The sequence below is a fragment of the Zobellia galactanivorans genome, assembly GCF_000973105.1.
GTDB classification, from domain to species: Bacteria; Bacteroidota; Bacteroidia; order Flavobacteriales; family Flavobacteriaceae; genus Zobellia; species Zobellia galactanivorans.
Genome location: NC_015844.1, coordinates 83,922 through 102,675, shown reverse-complemented (window position 1 = coordinate 102,675; position 18,754 = coordinate 83,922). Strand labels below are relative to the sequence as shown.

The following is an 18,754-nucleotide window of genomic DNA, read 5'->3' as shown; positions in this document are numbered from 1 at the left end:
TGATATTGGTTTTATGAGAAATCACTATTTCACTTACTAAGAACGCTCTTTTCGACCGATAATTTTATAAGACCGCAATAAAAAGAAAATGAAATAGTTATATCTTTTGACGAAGCACCAAAGTAAGAAAAAACATACGCTTTTAAAATAATTCTTACTCCTCCCATTTTTACACCCAAAGTATGCCTTAAAACTACTTCTTATGAATTTTTTTTTACAAAAGTTAACGTATCTGATCGTATTATTGGGTACAATAGGGCAATCACAGTCCACTCCGTTCGATTGTGACTTCAATGCGTATTTATTTCAATATAATGATATTTATGCATTAGACCTAGCGTCTGGCAGTTCATATTTGGTATCGGAAAACATTACGCCAGGTAATGTTAATGCGGTAGCTTATAATAGTACCGATGGTTATATCTGGGGGTATTTATCAACCCCTTCACAATCTATTGTTCGTATAGGTAAGGATTTTAAGGTTGAGCAATATACCATTCCGGAATTGCCTACGGGTAATAAATATGTAGGCGATATTTCAACGGACGGTATCTATTACTTTAAAGCGGGTGGCACTTCTTACTACAAAATCGATTTAAACCCTGAATCTGAAACCTACCTCGAATATTTAGGGCAGTTCTCTCTAAGTCAAGGCCTTTCAATAGCCGACTGGGCCTTTAATGCCCAAGATAATAAGCTGTATACGGTAGAGCGGGGAACGAATGTGCTGTATCGAATTTCCGCAGAAACGGGAGTAGTGGAACCTTTGGGGGAAGTCCCGGTTTTAGAGGGGCTGAATTATTCCTTTGGAGCCGTTTATTTTGATGTAGATGGCAATTTTTATATTTCGGCCAACCAAACCGGGGCTGTTTATAAAATCGAAAAGGTGCAAGACATTGTTTCGGGTACCATCAAATCCAATATTTTCGCCTTTGGTCCTGCGGCCTCAAGTAATGATGGGGCAAGGTGTCCTACGGCCCCTGTACCACAGGAAGATTGTATCAACGGGGTGGATGATGATGGGGACGGACTTGTAGATTGTGATGACCCTTCGTGTTCGGGAGTAGCTTCTTGTCCGACCATAAACCTTACTTCTGGTGCCAATGATGGGGGCTTGGAAAGCAATGACCGGTTATCTTCCCTTATCGGAGAGAGGAATTACAACCGGGCCAAAACCAATTATAAGTTTGATAAGCTTAGCGCCAAAAAGGTGATGAAAGGTTCAACTTATGCCAAGACGGGAAAATTTGCGGCAGACGCTATTCCTTTGGAGCAATTGGTTCCCTTAGATGTGGTCGGTGAAACCAGTACCATAGAGTCTTCCCCGGCCGATCTTTTAGACCTTACGAATGCTTCCGATATCTACTCGGTAGATTATTTAAGGAAGGACGATAATATAGGCGCATTGATGGTTATCAAGACCGATAACAAGGTGTATGAACACAGTAAGTTTATTTGTGACAGATTCCTTGGGGCCCAACTGTTATCGGTATCCACCCTACAGCTAAGGGAGAAAGACTTTATCAAGTCGATCATCAAACAGCCCGATGGAAATACCGAATTCGCATTGACCTTTTCGGTGCGATTGGATGCCAACGACGAATTTGTGGTGGAATCGCATTGGAATATTGATACCTACGCCGACAACACGGCCTATTATAATTTTCAGATATGGTCCAATACGGTAGATGATCTTTTACTGCTTGCAGATGAGATTTTGAACCTTTTGGAAGTACATAGTCCAATATCTGAATTTAAGGGCTCTACACCCCCACCGGTTTTCGTGAAATCGGCAAAATATGCCAAAGGAGAGGTGGTACTTAATTTGGTGAACAACAATAAAACGGAGAAAATACAATTGGAAGGTGGTCTTAAAAGGACGGAAACCAGTGATTCTGAGAATATAACCTTAAGTGCGCCAATAGAAGGCTACTTAGATTCAGTAGCTTTAAGTACGGGGAATATTTTTGATTTCGGCTTTAGGGTGAGTATCGCCAATGGTACTCCCGATGACCTATTTGTGGCCGATGCCCCATGGGGGTTAGACGCTTCATCGGAAGGTACTACGGTAGATAACTATGAAGTAAAACCTGTACAGGCACCTTATATCGAAGATGGTTATCCGGTAGAACGAAATGTTGAGTTGAGTGGAAAAACATCAAGCTATATTGGGGTATATCGTGCACTGAGCCCACGGTTTACACCGGTCAATTTATCGGATTACGGCAAGTTGACATTTGACGCTAGTGGAACGGGTGTATTGGAAGTAAAATTGCTAAAAGGTGATGGGGCATCCTATTCGGCCCAAGTGAATTTAACGGGAGAGACCAAAACTTACAATGTGTTGTATTCCGACTTTAAAAGCGCAACGAATGCGACAACCGATTTCTCGAGTCTGAAAGTCATCAATTTTAATTTATTGTCCGAAGATGGAAGTCAGGAAAGCAAGCAAATGAGCCTATCGAATATTTCCTTTAATAACAATGAGGAAGAAAGAATTTTTATTTCCGAAGACACTTCGGAATCTCTTGTGTTTCCCAACCCCATGCAATCAGAATCCCATCTCTATTTTTACGAGGAAGGTGCGGGAAGCTATACCTTGGAACTCTTCAATATGGCCGGTAAAAAAATCTCATCGCATGATATGGGCGGTGATACCAAGGCGGGCCAGAATAGTATTGTCTTGAAAAGGAACAATTTGACATCGGGACTCTATTTCTATAAGATCACGAGCAGCAATGATAAAATATGGAGCAATAAATTGATGGTGAAATAAGGTCTTTTAGACTTTTGTACGGCGTTAAGGATGTAGTTTCACGCCCTAATGTATTACAAAAAGACAGCGTGCACTTTTAAATGCACGCTGCTGTAAGATTTGAATAAGGGTGTTTTACAGGGCTATTTGTTCTCCAAAATCCATTTTCGTGCATTTACAAAAGCCTCTAACCATGGCGATACTACATCGGTAGTGCCTTCTGGGTAATACGCCCAGTTCCAAGGGAAGATAGAGCGTTCGATATGGGGCATGGTCACCAGATGGCGGCCAGTGGTATCACAAAGCATAGCCGTGTTGAAATCACTTCCGTTCGGATTGGCGGGATAGCCTTCGTAACCGTATTTGGCAACGATGTCATACTGATCTTCATTATGCGGAAGACTGAATTTACCTTCGCCATGTGAGATCCAAACGCCTAGGGTGCTTCCGGCCAAACTTGAAAGCATCACCGAGTTGTTCTCTTGTATTTTTACCGAAGTAAAATTGCTTTCGTGCTTGTGTGAATCGTTATAGGTCATTCGGCCATGGGTCTCGTGTTCAGGATTGATCAAATCCAATTCCATGAACAACTGACATCCGTTACAGATACCTATGGATAAGGTATCAGGTCTTGCAAAGAAGTTTTTAAGGGCGGCATTGGCCTTTTCGTTGTACTTAAAAGCACCTGCCCAACCCTTGGCGCTTCCTAAAACGTCTGAGTTGGAAAATCCGCCAACGGCACCGATAAATTGAATGTCCTCAAGGGTTTCGCGGCCCGAGATCAGGTCGGTCATATGAACGTCTTTAACATCAAAACCGGCCAAATACATGGCATTGGCCATTTCGCGTTCAGAATTACTTCCCTTTTCACGAAGGATGGCTGCTTTTGGTCGTGGTGCAGTGTTTGCAGGAACCGTACTTAAATCAAGGTTTTCAGGGAATTTATACTGAAGCGGTTGATTTTTATAGTTGTCATATCGGTCTTTGGCTAAATTGCCGGCCGTTTGCTTGTTGTCTAACAAATAGGAAGTCTTAAACCAGGTATCCCTTAACGATGCTATGTTCAAGCCCATTTCCATTCCTCCATTCTTGATTTTCAGAACGGTATCGGAAACTACGCTTCCTATTTTCTTGAAATCGATGTTGAGGTCCGCTAATTTTTCCTCTACTGAAGCATTTTTCGCTTGAAAAACAATTCCGGAGTTTTCGGAGAAAAGTAGTTTGATCGTATCTTCCTCACCTAAGCTTGAAAGGTCGAGATCCGCGGCCAAATCGTTGTCGGCGAAGCACATTTCCAATAAGGTAGTGATCAATCCGCCCGAAGCTACATCGTGCCCTGCAACGATTTTCCCTTCTTTTATCAGGTCTTGAATAGCGTTGAAAACGGTCTTAAAATAAGAAGCGTCCTTAATACTTGGGGCTTCGTTACCGATGGTATTGCGAATCTGGGCAAAGGACGAGCCTCCTAGTTTATACGAATCTTTAGATAGGTTGATGTAGTATACCGAACCGCCATTTTTTTGGAATACGGGCTCTACTACTTGGGTAATGTCATTACAATTTCCGGCGGCGGAAATAACGACCGTACCAGGCGCGATGACATCCCCATCTTTATATTTTTGCTTCATTGAAAGCGAGTCCTTTCCTGTAGGTACGTTGATACCCAGGGCGATGGAGAATTCGGAAACCGCTTCAACGGCCTTGTACAATCGGGCGTCTTCGCCTTCGTTCTTACAGGGCCACATCCAGTTGGCGGATAGGGAAACGGATTTTAAATTGTCTTTTAACGGAGCCCAGACGATATTGGTCAAGGCTTCCGCAATACTGTTTAGGCTTCCTGCGGCCGGATCGATAAGTCCGGAAATAGGGGAGTGGCCGATACTGGTGGCAATTCCCTCTTTTCCTTTGAAGTCGAGGGCCATAACACCGCAATTGTTCAAAGGCAGTTGCAAGGGGCCGGCACATTGTTGCTTGGCAACACGTCCGCCAACACAACGGTCAACTTTGTTCGTTAGCCAGTCTTTACAGGCAACGGCTTCCAGTTGTAATAGTTGTTCCAAATAATCGTGGAAGAACTCTAAAGAGTACTCGGGATTGGTATAGTTTCTTTGAACGGTAGTGTCGGTCAATACGGTCTTTGGGGAACTTCCGAACATATCCTCTAAATTCATATCCATAGGTTTTTCACCTGTGGTAGCCGATTCGAAAGTAAATTTATGGTCGCCGGTTACATCGCCAACCTCGTACATTGGTGAGCGCTCGCGTTCGGCGATACGATGTAATAAATCGACATCCTTTTGACCGATGACCAAGCCCATACGTTCTTGGGATTCGTTACCGATGATCTCCTTGGCCGATAGGGTAGGGTCTCCTACGGGAAGTTTGTCTAAATCGATTTTTCCGCCCGTATCTTCTATTAATTCGGAAAGGCAGTTGAGGTGTCCGCCCGCACCGTGGTCATGAATGGAAACAATCGGGTTAACGTCGTTCTCTACCATTCCCCTGATGGCGTTTGAGGCCCTTTTTTGCATTTCGGGATTGGAGCGTTGTATGGCGTTCAACTCGATAGCGGAGCTAAATGCACCGGTATCGGCACTCGAAACGGCTGCACCGCCCATACCGATACGGTAGTTGTCGCCTCCTAAGATGACGATCTTGTCCCCCTCCCTCGGGGTATCTTTTAAAGCTTGTTCCGCTTTTCCGTAACCAATACCGCCGGCTTGCATGATGACTTTGTCGAAGCCTAGTTTTCTTGTATTCTTTTCATTACTGTCTTTCGATTCGTCATGTTCAAAAGTCAATACCGAACCCGTAATAAGGGGTTGGCCGAACTTATTTCCGAAATCGGAAGCACCGTTGGAGGCCTTGATAAGGATATCCATTGGGGTTTGGTAGAGCCATTCCCTTTCCGGAAACGCTTTTTCCCATGGGCGGTCTTTTTCCAAACGCGAATAGGCGGTCATGTAGACGGCCGTACCGGCCAAGGGCAATGAACCTTTACCACCGGCCAAGCGGTCTCGAATTTCACCTCCGGAACCTGTGGCGGCCCCGTTAAAGGGCTCTACGGTAGTCGGGAAGTTGTGCGTTTCCGCTTTTAGGGAAATTACCGAATCGAACTCCTTTTCTTGGTAAAAATCGGGTTTATCGGCACTTTTAGGGGCAAATTGGGTCACTTTGGGCCCTTTTACAAAAGCCACGTTGTCTTTATAGGCCGAAACGATATCGTTCGGATGCTCTTGTGATGTTTTTTTGATCAGCTTAAAGAGCGAAACGGGTTTTTCCTCACCGTCGATAACGAAGCTTCCGTTAAATATTTTGTGTCTACAGTGTTCTGAATTTACCTGACTGAAGCCGAAAACCTCGGAATCGGTCAATTTTCTACCGATTTTTTTCGATAGGGTCTCGAGGTAGACCACTTCTTCATCACTAAGGGCCAAGCCTTCCTTTTGGTTGTACTCGGCAATATTATCTATCTCTAGAATCGCTTCGGGAACCACATCGATTTGAAAGATACTTTGTGAGAGTCCTTTATATTTTTCCGAAAGCATTGGGTCGAAATCGGTAAAATCTTCGCTTACCGCTTTGAACTCTTCTATCCTTATAATGCCCTCGATACCCATGTTTTGGGTGATTTCGGTAGCATTGGTGCTCCAGGGCGTAATCATGGCCGCCCTAGGGCCAACAAAAAAGGCGTCGATAGACGCCGTGTTTATTTTAGGTAGGTTGCCGAACAACCATGTCAATTTATTTGTGTTTTCCTGCGAAAGTTCGTTTACCGTTTGAACGGCAAAGACTTTAGTGGCTGCATCCCCGAAGAAGTGAATCATTGAGCTTGTGAATTGATAGGTTTTGAGAAAAGGCAAATTTACAGCTTTTCGCGCAATGATCACACAAGAAAAGTTAACAGTATTTCCGGGAATTGTTGATTACTTCTTTTCTAGCAATGCCATATAGAAACCGTCAAACCCACTTTTGGAGGCATATATCTTTTTCTCCTTGACCAAACTGAAGTCTTTTCCTTCCTCTGAAGCTAGAAAAGATTGTACCTGGTCGTTGTTTTCTTGAGGAAGGATAGAGCAGGTGGCATACACCATTTTTCCGCCCGGTTTAACGATTTTGCTATAGTTGCGAATGATCTCGTGCTGCGTTTTCGTAATCTTCTCAAGAAACTCGGGCTGCATTTTCCATTTGCTATCCGGATTTCTGCGAAGCACGCCAAGACCCGTACATGGGGCATCTATCAAAACGCGATCGGCACTGCCGTATAATTTTTTATAGACCTTGGTAGAATCGATTTCGCGGGTTTCGATGTTATGGGCATTGTTTCTTCTGGCACGTCGTTTCAGTTCCTTAAGCTTACTGCCATAGATATCCATAGCGATAAGTTGTCCCTTGTTTTCCATAAGGGCCGCCAAGTGAAGTGATTTTCCACCGGCACCGGCGCAGGTATCGACCACACGTTGTCCTGGCTTTACATCTAAATATGCGGCCACCAACTGTGAAGAGGCATCTTGTACCTCAAAATATCCTTTTTTGAAAGACTCGGTAACGAAAACATTGGCGCGTTCGGGTAATCGGAGGGCATCGGCGTATCCTTTGATAGGTTCGGCAACGATACCTTCATCCAATAAGGCCTTGCGAAGGGTTTCCTTTTTGGTCTTTAAGGTATTGGTCCTTAAAATTACTTCGGCCTGTTGGTTGAGTGCGGCACTTTCTTCGTTCCATAGCTTTTCCCCTAAAGCCTTAAGACAGATCTCATCGATCCAGTCGGGTAGTGACTCGCGGTATTTCCTTATTTTCGAAAGTTCGTCAAAACGCCCTTTGATACGACGTTCCGGTGTAGGTTCAAGTTGCTTCCAATCTGGAAGTTTTATTCCTTTTAAAACGGCCCATACGGCCCACATTCTAAAAAGGTCGGGTCTACTGAAGGGAGCCTTTACCTCGGCAATTTCGGTATACAAACGTTTGTAGCGGACCATTTCATAAGTGGTCTCGGCAATAAAGCCGCGATCTCGGGCACCCCAACGTTTATCGAACTTTAGTACTTTCTGTACCACCTTATCGGCATACTCCCCTTCGTTAAAAATCAAGTTCAAGGCATCGATTACTGCGAAAACCAAGTTTCTATGTAGCTTCATTACAAAAAATTAAGGCTGCAAAGGTATTGTTTTGCCATTGGATTACCTGTATTTTTGAGAAACTTTGTACGTATGCGCACTCTATTTCCTTTTTTACTTGTTGTTCTCTTGGTTTCGTGTTCCGAAAAACGGAAGGCCCCATCATTTACATCGGTGGCCGTTCAAACGGTATATGAAGATTCCGTAAGTATCCGAGCCATAGAGCTTATGGGCAATAGCTTGGGCTATGCGGGGAATAACGGCGTCTTCGGTAGTATAGATTTGGCTACGGGCAAGGTGATGGAAAGCGTTCAGGAATATCGAGATAGCCTACCCGAGTTTCGCTCTATTGCGCATACTTCCTCCGATTTTTTTATGCTTTCGATAGCGAATCCGGCCTTGCTGTACAAAACGGGCGATAAGGGGCGTATGCAATTGGTATACAAAGAAGAGGACGAAAACGTGTTTTACGACGCCATGAGTTTTTGGAACGATAAGGAGGGAATTGCCATAGGGGATAGTATGAACGGATGTCTGAGCATTCTGATCACAAGGGACGGGGGAAATACATGGGAAAAAATACCCTGTTCGGAATTACCGGAAGGAGTGGAAGGTGAAGGGGCCTTTGCGGCCAGCAATACGAATATTAAGGTTTTGGGGGATAAGGCGTGGGTAGCCACCACCAAAAGCCGCATTTATTTTTCGGCTGATAAGGGCAAGACATGGCAAATACAAAAGACCCCGATTAGTAGCGAAGCCCCAACCCAAGGTATTTTTTCCGTTGATTTTTACAATGAAAAGCTAGGGATGGCCATTGGGGGCGATTTCACCCGGCCGGAAATCAACAAAGCGAACAAGGCCATTACCGAAGACGGTGGTAAAACCTGGCAGTTGATTGCCGACGGTCAAAATCCACAATATAAAAGTTGTGTACAATTTGTGCCCGGCTCAGAAGGCAATGGCCTTGTGGCTATCGGTTTTACCGGAATATCCTACTCGAACGATAGGGGGCTAACTTGGAAGTCGTTATCGGACGAACCCTTTTATACCCTCCGTTTTTTCGATTCCAACACGGCCTACGCTGCAGGTAAGCACAGAATCGCCAAACTCGTTTTTAAATAGGTTTTAGGAAATTTAGGGCCTGTTTTTGTTGCTTTCACCACGCTTTTGGTGGTACTTTCTGATCAGCTGTCTTTTAAACTCTTCTTCGGAACGCAAGAGTAAAAGGGTTTTTTTGGCCGTAATGACCCCTGCCGCTTTTTTGATGAAGTCCTTTCTAATGTCTTCCTCTTTTTGTTCGAATTCAAGAAACAGTTCAACAACAGCACTCGCCTCTTTCTCCGAAAGTTTTTCCGGTTCTTTTACTTTTGGGTAGACCTGGGTGTGCTCTTTCTCCCTGAGTTTTCCACGATTGTTCTCGTACTCGTTATAAATGGGCCAAAAGGCTTGTGCTTCCTTGCTGCTCAAATTCAATCGTTCGGTCAGGAAGGCTATTTTTAACGATTTGATTTTGTCGTAATCATGTGGTTTCTGGGCGTAAAATTGCGCAGATACAAATAGGAGGAGTACGATTATTATGTATTTTAATCTATTCATCGTATACAAGATTTAATTCATCAATATAATCTGTGTTTTCATCAAGGTAGTCTATCACGTAATCTTCGCTGAAACTACTCTCGAACATATCGGTGATTTCAAGTTCGCTTATGGGTACGACCTCTGCTATTTCATAGCTGCTAAGGTCTAGTTCATTTTGGTCGAAATAGTATTCAATATCTGCTTGGGCCAGGTCGTCAAAACCTACCTCGTTTGTTTTGTTCAGGTTCAGTACCAATGCTACGACCAAAACTGCGGCCGCGGCCGCTATGGCGTAATAGTATTTTTTGTAGGATTTTAAGGGGATGACCTTACTCGATCCTTCTTCGTTTAATTTTTGTTGAAGCTTATCGCCCAAAGTATCAAAGTAGCCTTCAGGAAGCTTAAAGCCTTCCGTTTCGGGTATGGCCGAGCGCTTTTCGGAAAGCTTTTCAAAAAGTCTTTCATCGAACTTTTCAAAATAACCTTCTGGGGTCTTAAACGGATTTTTTTTATCGAATGGCTTCATATGCTATGCTTCTAAAGATATTCTTTTTGTTCTTTTAGGTAAGCTTCTATCTTCTTGGTGGCCAGGTGGTAAGAAGCTTTTAGTCCCCCGACCGATGTTTCAAGTATCTCTGAGATCTCTTCGTATTTCAGTTCTTGAAAGTATTTCATATTGAACACTAGTTTTTGTTTTTCGGGCAGTGTTGCAATGGCCCGTTGTAATTTCAATTGAATTTCTTCTCCTTCAAAATATACGTCCGCTTTCAGGTTTTCGACTAGGCGGTCTTGTAATTCGCTGTCACCGACACCCATCATTCTTGATTTATTCTTGAGAAAGGAGAGGGCTTCGTTGGTCGCTATCCTGTACATCCAAGAATATAACTTACTGTCGCCCTTAAAATTTGAAATGTTTTTGTAAACCTTGATAAAGGTATTCTGCAGAATATCATCGGTATCGTCGTGGTTCAACACAATTCTACGTATATGCCAGTACAACCTTTCTTTGTAGGTATCTACAAGCACCCCAAAGGCGCTGGCCTGGGTTTCTGCTCGCTGTAACTGATTTACTAAGGTTTCCTCTGCAATCAAATGTTTCGGGCTTAAAATGTATAGTTAAGACTATAAATTTAAGAAAAGGTTTAATGGCCTAGCCCAAAGATTGCATTTGCACCAGTTTTTTATAGGTGCCATTCTTTGCAAGAAGCTCGTCGTGTGAGCCTTGTTCTACGATTACGCCTTTTTGAAGTACGACGATGGTATTGGCATTTTGAATGGTCGATAACCTATGGGCAATCACTATGGATGTTCTGTTGCGCATCATTTTTTCGAGCGCATCTTGTACCAAGCGTTCGCTCTCGGTATCGAGGGCCGAGGTGGCCTCGTCGAGTATCATGATGGGCGGATTCTTCAGTACGGCCCTGGCAATGGATAGGCGTTGCTTTTGCCCGCCACTCAACTTGTTTCCGCTATCGCCTATATTGGTGTCGTAGCCATTGGGAAGCTCGACAATAAATTCGTGGGCATTGGCGATTTTTGCCGCTTCAATGATCTCTTCTTGGGTAGCGTTTTCCTTCCCTAAAGCAATATTGTGGGCTACCGTATCATTGAATAAAATGGAATCTTGGGTAACGAGGCCCATAAGGCCACGTAATGATTTTTTAGAGATGTCCTTGATGTTGTGCCCATCGATTAAAATGGAACCTTCGTTCACATCGTAGAACCGGGTAATGAGATTGGCGATGGTACTTTTGCCACTTCCTGACTGCCCTACCAAGGCTACCGTGTCGCCTTTGGGAACGGAAAGGTTGAAGTTTTTGAGTACGTATTCATCTTCATATTTAAAGGAAATATCCTCAAGGGTTATACCGCTGTCAAAACTAGGTTTGTTTACGGCATCGATTTTGTCTACAATTGGGTTTTCGGTCTCTAATATCTCTAAGACCCTTTCAGCGGCGGCATTCCCTTTCTTTACGCCATAGGAAGCTTTACTGATGGCTTTTGCGGGCGTCAAGATGTTATAAGCCAGTCCCATATAGGCAATGAATGAAGAGGGGTCTAAGGTTTTGTCGACCAAGACCATCTTTCCACCGAACCATAGGAGTACGCCTATGACCAAAATACCCAAAAATTCACCGGTGGGCGAGGCTAGGTTTTGTCGGTTTAAAAGAGAGTTTGAAAAGCGAAAGAACCTGTTGGTCGATTTTTCGAAAACACGTGAAAAATAAGATTCCGAGTTAAAAGCCTTTATCACACGGAGTCCGCCCAAGGTTTCCTCAACAATGGAAAGGAATTCGCCTTGTTCTTTTTGTACGCGGTCCGATTTTTTCTTTAACGATTTACCGATCCTTGAGATGATGGTGCCCGCAATAGGTATGAATACAAAAACAAAAATGGTCAGCTTGGTGCTGATACCAAACATGATAATGATGGTAAACAATATGGTCAAGGGTTCTCGTACGATCAGTTCCAAGACCGAAAGAAAGGAATGTTGAATCTCAAGAACGTCTGAGGTGATACGGGCAATAACATCACCCTTTCTTTTTTCGGAATAAAAAGAGATGGGCAGCTCAACAATTTTTTTGTACATCTTGTTGCGAATGTCTTTCAGTACGCCGTTCCTTAGAAAGGTAATGAAGTACATGGCCAAATAATTGAAAAAATTCTTTAGAAGGAAAAGCACGAGTACCAGGCCAATGACCAATATCAGTCCTTTCATCTCGTCATCACCGGAATATTCATTAACCCTGAAATTGATGTAGGCCTGAAGATAATCCTTTAAACTGCCCATACCTGTGTACACAGGTTCTTGCAAAACCCTGTTTTCAGGCTTGAACAAGACATCGAGCATTGGAATCAGTGCCGCAAACGAAAGGGCACTGAACAATGCGTAGAGGATGTTAAAAAAAATATTTAGATATCCGTATTTGCTATAAGGCTTTGCAAAACGAAGGATTTTTTTGAAATATTCCATTAACCGAGATTAAGCTCTGTAAGAATGTTTTGGATTTTATCATCCAATTCTTTTGAGACTTTTTTGAAATCTTCCGCTTTTTCCAATTTCGTATTCGTGCTGATATAAAACTTTACCTTAGGTTCGGTTCCACTTGGTCTTGCGGCAATACGTGTGCCATCTTCGGTTTCGTAGATCAGTACGTTCGATTTTGGAATGTCGATTGTCTTTTCTTCACCTGTAAGTACGTTCTTGGCGATGGAAGTGTTGTAATCTTCGATCCATTTTACCTTTGAACCGGCCACGGAAGAAACAGGGTTTTCCTTGAAATCCTTCAGCATTTGTTTGATTTCCTCGGCACCGCTCATCCCTTTTTTGGTAATGGAGATCAGCTTCTCTTTGTAGAAACCGTAATCAACATAACAGTCGATCAATTTTTTGTAAAAAGAGCTTCCATCCGCTTTGGCTTGAGCAGCAATCTCACATGCCAATAGGGTAGAGGTAACGGCATCTTTGTCACGTACAAAATCGCCTACCATATAACCAAAGCTTTCTTCACCGCCACCGATAAAATTCGACTCGGGGAAATCTTTTATCATTTTTCCGATCCATTTAAAACCGGTCAGGGCAGTCTTGAACTCTACGCCATATGCTTTGGCCATGGCTTCCATCATAGGGGTGGAAACAATGGTGGTGGCTATAAATTCATTGCCCTTAAAGCCTTTTCGTCTTTGTTGTTCCAAGAGGAACTTGGTCATCAAGATCATGGCTTGGTTGCCGTTGACGATTTCCATTTTTCCGTCAAGGTTTCGAACCGCTATACCTAAACGGTCGCTATCGGGGTCCGTACCTACTACCATGTCCGCACCGATTTCTTCCGCTTTGGCAACGGCCATAGACAGTGCTTCCGGCTCTTCAGGGTTCGGTGATTTTACGGTAGGGAAGTTTCCGTCGGGCTTGGCCTGTTCCTCTATTATGGTCACGTTCTTATAACCGGCCCTTTTTAAGACTTCGGGAATAGCGGTGATAGATGTACCGTGAAGCGAAGTAAAAACAATTTTAAAATCGTCTTTACCGGCAGCGTTAAAATTTCCGTTGGCAACGGATTCCTTAATGAAAGCCTCGTCTACGTCTTTATCTATAAGCTCAATGAGCGCATTGTTTGCCTCAAAATTGATGTCCTCAAAAGAAAGGGAATTGATTTCGGCAATTATCTCGCCGTCCTGTGGCGGCACAATTTGCCCCCCATCGGTCCAATATACCTTGTAACCGTTGTATTCGGGCGGGTTGTGCGATGCGGTCAAAACGATGCCTGCATGGCAGCCTAAATGCCTAACGGCAAACGAAAGTTCGGGGGTTGTGCGAAGTTCCGAAAAAAGGAAGACCTTGATACCGTTTGCCGAAAGTACTTCTGCCACGGTTCTTGCCAAGGTGTCGCTATTGTGACGGCAATCGAAGGCAATAACCACTTTGATATCTTCGTCGGTATAGGTCTTTTTTAAGTAGTTGCTTAGGCCCTGGGTGCTTTTCCCCAAGGTGTATTTGTTTATTCTGTTGGTGCCGACTCCCATAACTCCGCGCATACCACCGGTTCCGAATTCCATATGCTTGTAAAAACGGTCTTTCAGTTCATCGGTATCGTTGTCGATTAGGTTTTGGACCTCTTTTTTTACTTCTGGGTCAAAAAAATCGGTCAACCAAGATTTGGCGGTATTTAGAATGGCGTCCATAGTAGTGTCTATATTAAGTATGTTAATTAGCGCATAAAATTACGAAGAATATTCATTTGCTTTTTGCTCTGGGTATATTTCTTCGGAAATGGTATAACGCGTCTCGTTTTTTCGTGATCTTATTAAAATTTCGCCTAAAAATCCAGCCAAAAATAACTGGGTGCCAATTATCATTGCGGTAAGTGCAATAAAAAATTGGGGGCGATCGGTAATGAGCCGACCGTACGGGTTGATAAAAAGTTTATCGATACCGAGGTAAATGGCGAAGCCGAAACCTATAATGAACATAAGAACGCCCAAGGCCCCGAACAAATGCATGGGCTGGCGTCCGAATTTAGAGACGAACCATATGGTCAAGAGGTCTAAAAAACCGTTTATAAAGCGTTCCATGCCAAATTTGGTCTTGCCGTATTTTCGGGCCTGATGCTTAACTATTTTTTCGCCTATGTTGCCATAGCCTGCATTTTTTGCCAAAACCGGAATATAGCGGTGCATTTCGCCCGAAACCTCAATGCTTTTGATGACTTTTTGGTCAAAAGCCTTTAAACCGCAATTGAAATCGTGCAACTTTACGCCTGAGGTTTGTCTAGCTGCCCAGTTGAACAGTTTGGAAGGCATATTCTTGAAGAGTACCGAATCATATCGTTTCTTCTTCCAGCCCGATACCAAATCGAACTTGTCTTCTTTTATCAATCGGTACAGTTCGGGAATTTCTTCAGGATTGTCTTGCAGGTCGGCATCCATAGTTATGACCACATTGCCTTTGGCCGCTTTAAAACCGGCGTGAAGCGCCTGTGATTTTCCGAAATTCGTATTGAACCGTATGCCCTTTACGTTAGGGTTCGAATGGGAGAGCTCCGTAATGGTCTTCCAAGAGCCATCGGTACTGCCATCGTCAATAAAAAGAATCTCATAGGTGAATTGATTGGAGCGCATGACTTTTACGATCCAATCATGGAGTTCTTTTAAAGATTCTTCTTCGTTAAGTAAGGGTATTATTATGGATAGATCCATTCACAGTTTCTATAAATCAGACCAAAAATACAATTTTGATCTAGAAGTCATTCAAACTTTTCAGGTATAAGCCTTCTTTATCGTCCCTTAATGGGGCCACATATAGAATATTTAAAAAGATAAATGAATTAACTAATTGGTCTTTAGTGAATTGTATGATTTTTTAGGGGAGTGGACACATAATTTTTAAAAAGGGTATCTAATACGTGGGTTTGTCTTTCTTTAAAATAAGACCCACCACAAGGCCTACGACCAAACCAATGAGAATGTTCATGATCAGAATGATAGGGTAGTTCATCCAAGCGAACTGTTTTTGCATCTCGATACCTTGGTTAAGCTGTTCCTCGGTCAGCTTCGGGTTGTTTTCCAAAGCCTGTTGTTTTCCGATCTCGTACATATGGTCCATAAAATCGGGCTCTACAAAATTTGAAAAAACATAAAAATAGAGTAGTCCCATAATTGCGGCTATAAGGGCAACGCCGGCCCCTACCTTTAAAGCTTCCGAGATGGTTAAAAAGCCTGAATTGGCTTTCCTGAACTGATAGACGCCCAATACGATACCTGCTATCAAAATCAATGTTTGGGTACCTTGAACGGCGATGCCACGCTCATAGTGCATATCCATAGTGTAAAGCATAATAGCGAAGGCTATACCAATAACACCTACTATTAGACCATGATTAAGGGCAAACTTTCCTGTTTTTGCTTGGATTTCTTCCATTTTAGTGTATTTAGGTTGTTGTACGGTTATATATGTGATTTAAACCATCTTTTTGTTACATTGTGGGTGATTAAAATCTTAATTTGGATTGAAATCTAGGTTTTTATGTATTTTTATCGTAAGCCGTAACCGTCTTAAAAACAATTGTTTATGTGTTTTGCTCGACAAAGATAGGATAGAAAAAGAAAATGTTCCTTCTATTCCGTAAACAAAATGGGGATTTTCTTCAACGGTTCCCCCGACCGTAAATCTTCAATGTGTTATTCTATAGCCCTAGATAGGGTAAAATGGTGCCGAATTTCGTGAAGGGCTCTTTTATGGGCGTCACTTCACCATAATCGTTCTGTCGGCCATGCTGCCCGAACCGTCTCTTTTGGATGAGGTCGGGACGGCAGGTAATACCTATGCGGACGGATGCTTTAACGAGGCGCCATAGGGCCGGCGATAGGCGTGCCAAGGTTTGGGATGTCGCCGAACCGACCTGATAAGGCCAAAGGGAGTTTGAAAAGAGGTAACGGTCTGTTTTTATATGGCATGGGTAGAAGAAAAATGAGTAAGAGTTCAAATAAGTACTAATGTTATAAATTCTAAAAAATGAAAACGAGATTGTTGTTCCCATTACTATTGATAATTCTAAATATGGGGTGTATCGAAGATGATGAAAAAGAAGACGAAGTGTCGAATTGTGCGGCGGCCATGATGAGATATCTTGAAGAAACGGAAGAGGCTTATTATGCGGAAATTGCGGAAGTAAGAAACCCCGATGGTACTTTTTATACATTGGAACAATGCCAGGAACAGAGGGAAATTGCCCAGGAGTACTTGGTTACCTACGAGGAAAAGGAAGAAGAGTTTAATGGTCCGTATTTTTCCCAATGTTCAGATAAGGAAAAATTTGATATCAACAATATTTTTGAGAGGCTGATATTGGAAATGGAAACGGATGTGGTTCTCACCTATGATTGTGACTAAAGCGGAGGTTTAAAGCCCTATCGGTTGTTTGTCTGGGGTGGAGGCATCTTCGGCCAAGGTTTATTGGTGTTTTGGGGTTCGGAAACGGAACGGTTGCAAAACGGTTGGGCATAAACCCGTACACGCCGCTCTTTTTGTTGTCGCAAAGGCCGGCACGCCTTTATTTGGAGGGCTTAATTTTTTTTCGGGTACTAATTGGTTCTTTTTTTAGTAATAAGATTGTAGATTAAGGAAAATTAATTAAATTTGCAGCCTTAAAATGAGTGCCTGTTGGAATGGGTGCGTAAAATTTTAATTAGAATGAAAAAAGGAATACACCCAGAAAATTATAGATTAGTCGCTTTTAAAGACATGTCAAATGACGAGGTTTTTTTGACTAAATCTACCGCAAACACCAAAGAAACATTAGAAGTTGACGGTGTTGAATACCCTTTGGTAAAATTGGAAATCTCTAGAACATCTCACCCTTTCTATACTGGTAAGGCTAAATTCTTGGATACTGCCGGACGTATTGATAAGTTCAAAAGTAAATACGAGAAGTTCAAGAAGAAACCTGCTGCAGCCAAAGAAGAAAAAGCTGATAAAGAAGAAAAGTAATTTCTTGTACACGATATTTTTAGAAGAGCCTCCACAATTGTCGGAGGCTTTTTTTGTTTATAGCATAGACCAATTACAATTGTGGTCTATCTGACGAGAGAAACAGAATGTCTATTTTTGCAGAAAAATAACCAGCAATGAACTATATACTTTTTGATGGTAGGGTAAGGGAAAACCTGCTGCCGTTTACTTTTACAAGGCCGGTTGCCGATATACGGATAGGAATATTGACCATACGTGAAAAATGGGAAAAGTATCTTGGCAATACCACTACCACGATTACCGAAGAGTATCTATCGGAAAAGTATCCGATGGTCGAGATGGAAGAGAACGTATTGATCAATGCCTCTTTTCTTCCCAATGAAAAGTTGGTCGGCCTGATTCAAGACCTAAAGGAGAACGAGGCTATTTTTAAAGGGGAGGAAGTCATAGCTTTTTTTACCAAGGAAACACAGGAAGAGGTAGATTTTGCGTCGTACCGGCATATCGATTTTGAAGATGATGTCATACAGGTGGTAAATACCTGGGATATCTTCTCGAAAAACGGGGAAGCCCTGCAGGCCGATTTTGATTTGATTACCGCAGGAAGAAAAAGTGCACCTATACCGAAGAGCAATACCCTGATTCACCCAGAGCGTATCTTTATGGAGGAAGGGGCACAGGTAGAGCACAGTATTTTAAATGCCACGGACGGCCCCATTTATTTGGGTAAAGATTCACAGGTGTGGGAAGGTAATTTGATTCGGGGTGCTTTTGCACTGTGCAATAATGCCGTGGTGAAAATGGGGGCCAAGATTTATGGTGCAACAACAATAGGCCCGTACGGAAAGGTGTGCGGCGAAATCAGCAACTCGGTAATTTTTGGCTACTCAAGTAAGGGCCATGAGGGTTATTTGGGTAATGCGGTATTGGGGGAGTGGTGTAATATTGGAGCCGATTCGAACAACTCGAACCTTAAGAACAATTACGCTAAGGTCCGTTTATGGAATTACGCCTCTGAAAGTTTTGAACAGACCGGATTGCAATTTTGCGGCCTGATGATGGGGGATCATAGTAAAACGGCCATAAACACAATGTTCAATACCGGTACGGTAATCGGGGTGAACTGTAATATTTACGTACCAGGATTTCCTCGTAATTTTGTGCCAAGTTTCAGTTGGGGCGGGGCTTCGGGCTTTTCTACCTATAGTACGACCAAAGCTTTCGATGCGGCCAAAGTGATGATGGCGAGAAGAAATGTGGAGTTCGATGATAAGGAGGCCCGTATTTTGGAGCACGTCTTTGAGTTGACTAAAAAATGGCGTAACTATTAATTTG

At 42.9% G+C, this 18,754-nt stretch carries 15 protein-coding genes; 5 read left to right on the top strand and 10 right to left on the bottom strand.

Features of this window, described 5'->3' with window-relative positions:
• Positions 1-202 precede the first annotated feature (202 nt).
• Positions 203-2,776, top strand: coding sequence for a DUF6923 family protein (locus ZOBGAL_RS00460; protein WP_013991479.1), 2,574 nt, complete (start codon positions 203-205; stop codon positions 2,774-2,776).
• A gap of 122 nt (positions 2,777-2,898) precedes the next feature.
• Here ZOBGAL_RS00460 and purL read toward each other — a convergent pair whose 3' ends face one another.
• A complete protein-coding gene (purL, locus tag ZOBGAL_RS00455; RefSeq protein WP_013991478.1) occupies positions 2,899-6,582 on the bottom strand; it encodes a phosphoribosylformylglycinamidine synthase in 3,684 nt (1,227 codons plus the stop codon).
• Positions 6,583-6,681: 99 nt separating this feature from the next.
• The gene (locus ZOBGAL_RS00450; RefSeq protein ID WP_013991477.1) at positions 6,682-7,893 is read right to left on the bottom strand and encodes an RsmB/NOP family class I SAM-dependent RNA methyltransferase; all 1,212 of its coding nucleotides are present in this window, start codon (positions 7,891-7,893) and stop codon (positions 6,682-6,684) included.
• Between the two features lie 72 nt (positions 7,894-7,965).
• Between ZOBGAL_RS00450 and ZOBGAL_RS00445 the strand changes: the two genes are divergently transcribed.
• A complete protein-coding gene (locus ZOBGAL_RS00445; protein WP_013991476.1) occupies positions 7,966-8,994 on the top strand; it encodes a VPS10 domain-containing protein in 1,029 nt (342 codons plus the stop codon).
• Between the two features lie 12 nt (positions 8,995-9,006).
• Here ZOBGAL_RS00445 and ZOBGAL_RS00440 read toward each other — a convergent pair whose 3' ends face one another.
• The 8 genes from ZOBGAL_RS00440 to ZOBGAL_RS23245 all read right to left on the bottom strand — a co-directional run bounded on the left by ZOBGAL_RS00440 (position 9,007) and on the right by ZOBGAL_RS23245 (position 16,433).
• Positions 9,007-9,468 (bottom strand): hypothetical protein, encoded by a 462-nt coding sequence (locus ZOBGAL_RS00440; protein WP_013991475.1) that lies wholly within the window; start codon positions 9,466-9,468, stop codon positions 9,007-9,009.
• Complete coding sequence (locus tag ZOBGAL_RS00435; RefSeq protein ID WP_013991474.1) at positions 9,461-9,976, bottom strand: hypothetical protein; 516 nt, start codon at positions 9,974-9,976, stop codon at positions 9,461-9,463. The genes ZOBGAL_RS00440 and ZOBGAL_RS00435 overlap by 8 nt, the downstream gene beginning before the upstream one ends.
• A gap of 11 nt (positions 9,977-9,987) precedes the next feature.
• Positions 9,988-10,542 carry an RNA polymerase sigma factor gene (locus tag ZOBGAL_RS00430; protein ID WP_013991473.1) on the bottom strand — a complete coding sequence of 185 codons (555 nt, stop codon included), beginning with the start codon at positions 10,540-10,542 and terminating at the stop codon, positions 9,988-9,990.
• 58 nt (positions 10,543-10,600) lie between these two features.
• Positions 10,601-12,424, bottom strand: coding sequence for an ABC transporter ATP-binding protein (locus tag ZOBGAL_RS00425; RefSeq protein WP_013991472.1), 1,824 nt, complete (start codon positions 12,422-12,424; stop codon positions 10,601-10,603).
• Complete coding sequence (locus tag ZOBGAL_RS00420) at positions 12,424-14,133, bottom strand: phospho-sugar mutase (RefSeq protein ID WP_013991471.1); 1,710 nt, start codon at positions 14,131-14,133, stop codon at positions 12,424-12,426. Before ZOBGAL_RS00420 ends, ZOBGAL_RS00425 begins: the two co-directional genes overlap by 1 nt.
• 39 nt (positions 14,134-14,172) lie before the next feature.
• Positions 14,173-15,147 carry a glycosyltransferase family 2 protein gene (locus ZOBGAL_RS00415; protein WP_013991470.1) on the bottom strand — a complete coding sequence of 325 codons (975 nt, stop codon included), beginning with the start codon at positions 15,145-15,147 and terminating at the stop codon, positions 14,173-14,175.
• A 199-nt stretch (positions 15,148-15,346) separates the two neighbouring features.
• Complete coding sequence (locus ZOBGAL_RS00410; RefSeq protein ID WP_013991469.1) at positions 15,347-15,868, bottom strand: DUF4199 domain-containing protein; 522 nt, start codon at positions 15,866-15,868, stop codon at positions 15,347-15,349.
• 265 nt (positions 15,869-16,133) lie between these two features.
• On the bottom strand, positions 16,134-16,433 hold the full coding sequence (locus tag ZOBGAL_RS23245; protein WP_148560675.1) for a hypothetical protein: 300 nt from the start codon (positions 16,431-16,433) through the stop codon (positions 16,134-16,136).
• Positions 16,434-16,462: 29 nt separating this feature from the next.
• Between ZOBGAL_RS23245 and ZOBGAL_RS00405 the strand changes: the two genes are divergently transcribed.
• The 3 genes from ZOBGAL_RS00405 (at position 16,463) to ZOBGAL_RS00395 (ending at position 18,750) form a co-directional block, all read left to right on the top strand.
• Positions 16,463-16,840, top strand: a complete 378-nt coding sequence (locus ZOBGAL_RS00405; protein ID WP_013991468.1) for a hypothetical protein — start codon at positions 16,463-16,465, stop codon at positions 16,838-16,840.
• 300 nt (positions 16,841-17,140) lie between these two features.
• A complete protein-coding gene (locus tag ZOBGAL_RS00400) occupies positions 17,141-17,437 on the top strand; it encodes a type B 50S ribosomal protein L31 (protein ID WP_013991467.1) in 297 nt (98 codons plus the stop codon).
• Positions 17,438-17,574: 137 nt separating this feature from the next.
• Complete coding sequence (locus ZOBGAL_RS00395) at positions 17,575-18,750, top strand: GlmU family protein (protein ID WP_013991466.1); 1,176 nt, start codon at positions 17,575-17,577, stop codon at positions 18,748-18,750.
• The last annotated feature ends 4 nt before the right edge of the window (positions 18,751-18,754 follow it).